A 6563-nucleotide genomic window follows, 5' to 3' on the forward strand; every position below is an offset into this window, starting at 1 on the left:
TGCCTCTAGTTTTCTGAAATAATGACTTACTTAACTTTCGTTAGCGCAGCTCCTCCGGAGGAGGCAACAGGCTACTTCTTAATTCGTTTCTTAAGTGGCTTAGGAGCATCAACCTTTTTACCATTACTGAATGAATGTAGCAAAAGTCTTGATTCGTAAATCTATACCTACTGAATTATCAGTTTCAGGTAAAGTTTCTGCTAAAAAACTCAGAAAATATCTAGTAGGGGCGATTCGCGAATCGCCCCTACGGTTTAAATCATTTAAATATTGCTGTAGTGGTATAGCAGAAACCTCTAATAACCATTCTCTGTCTTCAGTTTTTTTAGTTTGAGTAATAAACTGTTTTTGTAGCTCAGAGTTAACAGGTCTTTTCTCTCCTAAGAAGTACTTTTCTTGACAGAAAGCCAAACTATCATTCCAGACAACACGGACACAACCAAATAGCCTTGCTAGTCGGTATTTTTGTCCCGGTGTTGAATAGATACAATACTTAAATCTAGCTTTCATAATCTGAATTTTCAACTAACATCTAGGATGATATATGATAACATATTTATTGAAACACTCATCAACTAAAAAGTCGCCCTATAAGGGCGAGCCTTGAGAACCAATTTTTCGGTAAATTTATGACTACTAAATAATCTTGTCTGAAATTAAACTCAAAATATTACTACAATGATCTTAATATCTTGACTATAATATTTGCCACAATAGGATTAACAAATATGGGCAAGCAATTTTCTCTTACATTCAACGTAAAAGACGATAATACTATTGAAACTGATTCTATTAAAGTTAAACTCGAAAAACCCAAAGATAAACCACCAAAGACACCTCCAGGAAAAGATTTTGTGACTCTATTATTACTTATATTTTTAGGTATTTGGTTTATTGTTACTTTTTTAGTACCAGGTGGTCAAAAAAGTATAAATGACCAACCATCTACACCTACATCTGAACCTCCACCTGCTAATTCAGAAAATAATTCGACAGCTAAATACCCTAGTAATTATGACCAATTAGAAATATCTTTTGAATAATATTGAAATGGGTTAACTACAATTTTTTAGAACACATTTGAGCAACCAGATTTGGTATAACTATTAATGAAATGAAAATGCCCCTTTCTCTCAAAGTTTTAAGTGGGGCATAAACTAAATTGTATGAAAGAAAAAAAATAGTTAAGCATTCAGCTATTAGGTTTCATCTGTCAGCTTTTTAATGAATGAAGCAAGCATTTGTTTAACTTCTACTACATTTTCAACAATAAAATTGAAGCACAAAAACGACTCGATTGCTTTAAAGGTAATGAAGCTGACGGCTGAATGCTTACAAAAATGGTTATTTAGAAACCAGGAGCTAACCAACCGCGTAGGAAGTAATAAAATAATGCCAAATATTCTTCCCAAACTTCAGTAGTTAGTAAAAGTGCTTCTGCTTTAGGTAGAAAATCTGCTAGTACAAAACGATACGTAGAATCTTCATAAGGATTAACAGCATTAAAATCTGTGGGAGCGGGAATAACCCTCATTCCTTCTCGAGTAAAAGTTAAACTACCACGACGAATCTGAATAGCAGAAGTAACAAGAATAACAACAGGTTCTAAACCTCTTTCATCTAATATTTCACGAGTTTCAATTGCACTTTCATGCAAAGTCGCTCCATTTGGCTCAAGAATAATAGCCGATCTTGGAACACCCAATTCAATTAAAACTCTCTTGATATCTACAGCTTCAACTGTATTAACATCATCTTCAATTCTTGGACCAGCACTTACTATAATGTAAGGAGCTAAACCTTTTTTATATAATTGAGCCGCATAAATAATACGCTCTGCCGTTTTAGTAAGCTGAATTTGTATTCTATCTGGTATTATTGGTTGAGTTGTTCCTTGACCTAATAATACAATTGCATCTGCTGTTTCACTACAACAAGCTGAGGAACCAACTACTTCTATAGCATCTTCTTCCGCTTCTTGAGCTGCCCATACAGCAAATACTGGTGCGCTAGTAATTATCAGAACTATTAATGCTGTAATAATCAGGGTTGGTGCTGGACCTTTTATCCCTCCACCCGATATTAGAGTAGTAGCATAAACCAACAATATAATCGAAAAACCAAGTGGTTTAAATGCAAAAGCTAGAAACCTAAAAACAGCAGCACCTACCGGACTATCTGGTGCATAAAATGCCAGTATTAACAGAATAATTGAAAATACAAGTAATAACTTAGAAATTAAGTTTCTCTTATCACCACCTGAATTGTCCCAAAGTGATTTAATTATACAAATTAATAGTATACAAAATACTATTCTGGTTAAGATTATCAGCATAATTTTTTGATTTTTGTCCTGAGAAAATTGGGATTTTTTGCTTAATCAAGTGATTGTATTGATGCAGCATTTCCCGTATATAAAAATAAAAGTCAACTGGTTTTAGCAAAACTTCAGTTGATAATTAATTGCTTCTTTGACATCCTCTCCGGCTTAAAGGCACGGAGATTCCTACTGAGCCTTAGCTCCTCGGCGGGTTGACGTTTCATAGGCTGCTGGACCCACCCCTCTTACTCCCCTCCCGAGAGGGGATGGGGGTGGGTTAAGCTTGCCTCCACGTCCATTTAATGTCTCCGAATGCCCTCCGGCGACTAATATATTTATTGCTGCATTCTCATCACGGTCGTGCTTACTACCACAATTAAGACATTCCCATTCTCTAACTGAAAAGTCTAATTTGCCTCCATGGAAACCACAACATGAACATTTTTGACTTGTAGGTTCCCAACGACTAATTACTCTAAAATCACGACCGTATTTTTCTCCTTTTGCCTCTAAAAACTTTCTGAATTTTCTCCATCCTAAATCTGATATGGTTCTGGATGATTTGCGATCTCTTGGTGCACGTTCCCTCTCTTGGTCAGCATTCCCTCTCTTGGTCAGCATTCCCTTGCGTCTTACACCGACGCGGGATCCGATCGCTTGCGTCTTACGCCGACGCGGGATCTGACCGCTTGCGACTTGCCTCTTGCAGAGGAGCTGTCTCTTGCAGAGGAGCTTCCCTAACGCTAACGCTAACGTCGTCGTGGGGTCGCACCGCTTTTTTACCATACCAGAAACATTCAAATACTCTAAAACAATTGTTTGGTTTTGATAAATTATTTCAGTAGATAATTTATGCTGAAAATCAGTCCTAGTGTCTTTCAATTTAGCATGAAATTTAGCAACTCTTAATCTGGCTTTTTCATACCTTTTAAACCTTCTAGTTTTCTTAGATAATGACTTGCTTAATTTTCGATACTTCTTAATTCGTTTTTTGAGTACCTTAGGAGCATCAACTTTTTCGCCATTACTTAAAGTGGCAAAAGTCTTGATACCTAAATCTATGCCTACTGATAATTCACTTTGAGGTAAAGTTTCAGGATTAATTTCTACTACAAAACTTAGAAAATATCTATTAGCAGAATCTTTGATGACTGTTATTGATGATAGTACCTCTTGCCTTCTTTCCTGCAGAATGTTGCCTAAAAGGAGGAACTTTGCTAACAGACGAGCTTCGCTAATAGTCGGTAACTCCCTAGACCAGATTATTTGGAGTTTATTTAGCGAAGATAGGGAAACTTTGTCTTGGTGTATTTTAAATCCCCTCAAGGTAAACTTGGCAGTCTGTTTTGATTTTCTGCTTTTGAATTTAGGAGGTTTAACTGGTTTGCCTTTTCTCTTACCTAGGGACGTTGCATGAAACGTCCCTAGCTGAAAAAAGTTTTGATCAGCCTGGTTTAAATTGTTTAATGACTGCTGTAATGGTATAACTGAAACTTCACTTAACCACTCTCTATATTCAGTCTTTTTAGCCTGAGTAATAAACTGTTTTTGTAGTTCAGATAAGTAAGACTTCTTTTCTCCTGACTTGTACTTTTCTTGAGAGCAAGCTAGACTATCATTCCAAACAACACCTTCGCGCAGCGTTGCGCAGCAAACACAACCAAATAGCTTTGCTAATCGGTATTTTTGTCCTGGTGTTGGATATATACGGTACTTAAATCTAGCTTTCACAATATGACTTTTTAATTAACATTTAGGATAATATATTTTTTTCAAACAAAATCAACTAAAAAGTCGCCCGCTTATGGGCGAGGCTTCAAACCCAATTTTTCTGTCACTGTTTGGATTACTTTAACACGAGCATAACGTTTATTATCACCCGCAATTAAAGTCCAAGGAGCTGTTGGTGTACTTGTACGCTGAATCATTTGATTTACAGCTACTTCGTAAACTTGCCATTTCTCTCTATTGCGCCAATCTTCTTCAGTAAGTTTATACTGTTTAAATGGGTCGTTTTGTCGCTCAGTGAACCGCCTTAGCTGTTCTTCCGGGCTTAGATGTAACCAAAACTTGACCAAAACATAACCTGCAGTGGTCAATTGTTCCTCAAACTCATTAATTTCCCGATAAGCACACTGCCATTCTGACTCTGTGGCAAATCTCTCCACTCGCTCCACTAATACTCGACCATACCAACTGCGGTCAAAAATACCAATTTTTCCTGCTTCTGGCAACCTTTTCCAGAAACGCCAAAGATAATGATAGGCTTTTTCCTCCTCCGTTGGTGCAGCAAAAGCATTAACTACATAGCTGCGAGGGTCCAAGTTATCCGTCAACCGTTTAATTGCCCCACCTTTACCAGCAGCGTCCCATCCCTCAAATATGATTAAAACTGGTATTTGATGTTTGTATATTTCCAATTGCAGTTTACTTAAAAGCTCTTGCTGCTCATTTAAAGATTTTTTGTACTGTTTTGGCGACAAGCATTGGGTCAAATCTACTTGAGCCAAAAAATCTTGTTCCGTGGGTTTGAGTTGTTCTTGAAGAGGATTATTTGGTCGTGGTAACCTAATATGCATTTGGTCTAAAGCTTGAGTCAATGTCGAAACAATTTCTGTCAGGACTTTGACTCTTGCCCAACGTTGAGAGTTTCCTTCAACTAAAGTCCAGGGAGCAAATCCTGTGCTGGTATGAATCAGCATTTCCTCCGCAAAAGCAGTATATTTTTCATGATTTTTAGCTTGTTGCCAGTCTTGACTTCTGACTCGCCAAGCTCTCAATGGGTCATCAGCGGTTTCTTTGAGACGCTTCTTCAGTTCTTTTTTGCTCAGATGAATCCAGAATTTGGCGATCGCTGCCCCATTATCGACCATCTGACGTTCAAAAGCATTGATTTGTCGGATAATTATTGGTATATCTGCCTCTGACACACTTTTCAACAATCGGTCTTCTAAGACATGGGTGTACCAACTATGATAAAATAGCACGATTTGTCCTGCTCTAGGAATTCTTTGCCAAAACCTCCACAGGAAAGGATATTGCTCCTCTTGTTTTGTAGTAGCCCAAATTGGATGAACAACAAATCCCCGTGGGTCCATATATCCGACTATTTGTTTAATTAGAGCGCCCTTACCTGCTGCTGCCCAACCCTCTAATACTATCAGCATAGGTAATTTATTTTGCCAACAAGCTGTCTGTAGCGATCGCAACTGTCGCATCAATGTTTCTAGCTGTGTTTTGTAGGTATCTTTGTCCAGGGAAAGGTCTAAGTCCAGAGTCTCTAACATCACTTTAATTAGTATAGTAGTGGGAATTAAGCATTTTTCAGCACATTAACTTTTAATATAGATAAAGATGAAACCAAAGAGTTCAACAATTAATAATTAATAATTAATAATTACCTCTCCTTTTCAAGGAGAGGTAATTATTAATCATGAAAATTTTTTCTTGTTTCTTCTTTAAAGGAGAGACTTTAAACCTTAATTATTCGGTAAAAAATGTCACAAGATGTCAACAAACGTGGAGAATATGTTAATTGGGGATTAAAATGGCTCATCGATCATCACAAAGCAAAAGAATTACACAGGAGCCAGATGGTTGATGATTTGAACATTAGTCCAGGTCATAGTATCTTGGACTAGGGTTGTGGGCCTGGCCTGTGGACATCATTACTATATGAAAAAATAAAGCCCAATGGTCGGATCGTAGGGCTTGATATTGATGAAGACTTGATCGGTTATGCTGCTGAAAATCTTACAAAGCAAGATAAAGAAATAATAGATTTTCAGGTTGGAGATTTCTACTCACTACCTTTTGCAGATGAAAGCTTTGACCTGGTTTTTTTTGGGAACTGCTTTGCTTATGTTACCGATCATCAAAGGGTTTTGAAAGAGCAGAAGCGAGTGACTAAAAAAGCTGTAAGGATTGCACTCAAAGATTTTGAAGGCTCTGTTTTAGTTTTTCATCCAATCGCTCCATTGCTGATGATGAAAGTTTTGACATCTACAGTTCTAGCTCTTGAAGAAGAACCACCTAATCCACCTTTTGATAATTATTCGGGACGAAAGTTGCACGGTTTACTTTTGAAGGAAGGTCTAAAAAATGTATCTAGCAAATCCTACGCAGTACAGATATATAGTCCTCTTACACCAGAAGCTAAAAACTATATTGTCGGTAATGCTCAGTGGTACGCAAATAAGGGTAAAGCCCATTTGTCAACAGCAGATTTTGAGGAGTGGCACGC

The 6563-nt window shown here is 37.3% G+C and carries 7 protein-coding genes; 3 read left to right on the forward strand and 4 right to left on the reverse strand.

From position 1 onward, the window contains the following. Positions 1 to 123: 123 nt before the first annotated feature. A complete protein-coding gene (locus F6K22_RS26915; RefSeq protein ID WP_363274509.1) occupies positions 124 to 510 on the reverse strand; it encodes a helix-turn-helix domain-containing protein in 387 nt (128 codons plus the stop codon). 218 nt (positions 511 to 728) lie between these two features. On the opposite strand from F6K22_RS26915, the gene F6K22_RS26920 reads away from it, so the two are divergent. After that, positions 729 to 1043 carry a hypothetical protein gene (locus tag F6K22_RS26920; protein ID WP_293105150.1) on the forward strand — a complete coding sequence of 105 codons (315 nt, stop codon included), beginning with the start codon at positions 729 to 731 and terminating at the stop codon, positions 1041 to 1043. A 305-nt stretch (positions 1044 to 1348) separates the two neighbouring features. On the opposite strand, the gene F6K22_RS26925 is transcribed toward F6K22_RS26920, so the two are convergent. The 3 genes from F6K22_RS26925 to pap form a co-directional block, all read right to left on the reverse strand. Then, entirely contained in the window at positions 1349 to 2335 is a 987-nt protein-coding gene (locus tag F6K22_RS26925; RefSeq protein ID WP_293105152.1) for a YdcF family protein, read from the reverse strand. A gap of 171 nt (positions 2336 to 2506) precedes the next feature. Continuing rightward, a complete protein-coding gene (locus F6K22_RS26930; RefSeq protein WP_293105155.1) occupies positions 2507 to 4051 on the reverse strand; it encodes an RNA-guided endonuclease InsQ/TnpB family protein in 1545 nt (514 codons plus the stop codon). Positions 4052 to 4122: 71 nt separating this feature from the next. Then, a complete protein-coding gene (gene pap, locus F6K22_RS26935; RefSeq protein ID WP_293105158.1) occupies positions 4123 to 5607 on the reverse strand; it encodes a polyphosphate:AMP phosphotransferase in 1485 nt (494 codons plus the stop codon). A gap of 210 nt (positions 5608 to 5817) precedes the next feature. On the opposite strand from pap, the gene F6K22_RS26940 reads away from it, so the two are divergent. Next, entirely contained in the window at positions 5818 to 5961 is a 144-nt protein-coding gene (locus F6K22_RS26940) for a hypothetical protein (protein ID WP_293105162.1), read from the forward strand. Positions 5962 to 6021: 60 nt separating this feature from the next. Then, positions 6022 to 6563 (forward strand): methyltransferase domain-containing protein (locus tag F6K22_RS26945; RefSeq protein WP_293105165.1); only part of this gene is annotated, 542 nt, incomplete at its 3' end.

Origin of the sequence: Okeania sp. SIO2F4 (assembly GCF_010672385.1) — a bacterium.
GTDB lineage: Bacteria > Cyanobacteriota > Cyanobacteriia > Cyanobacteriales > Microcoleaceae > Trichodesmium.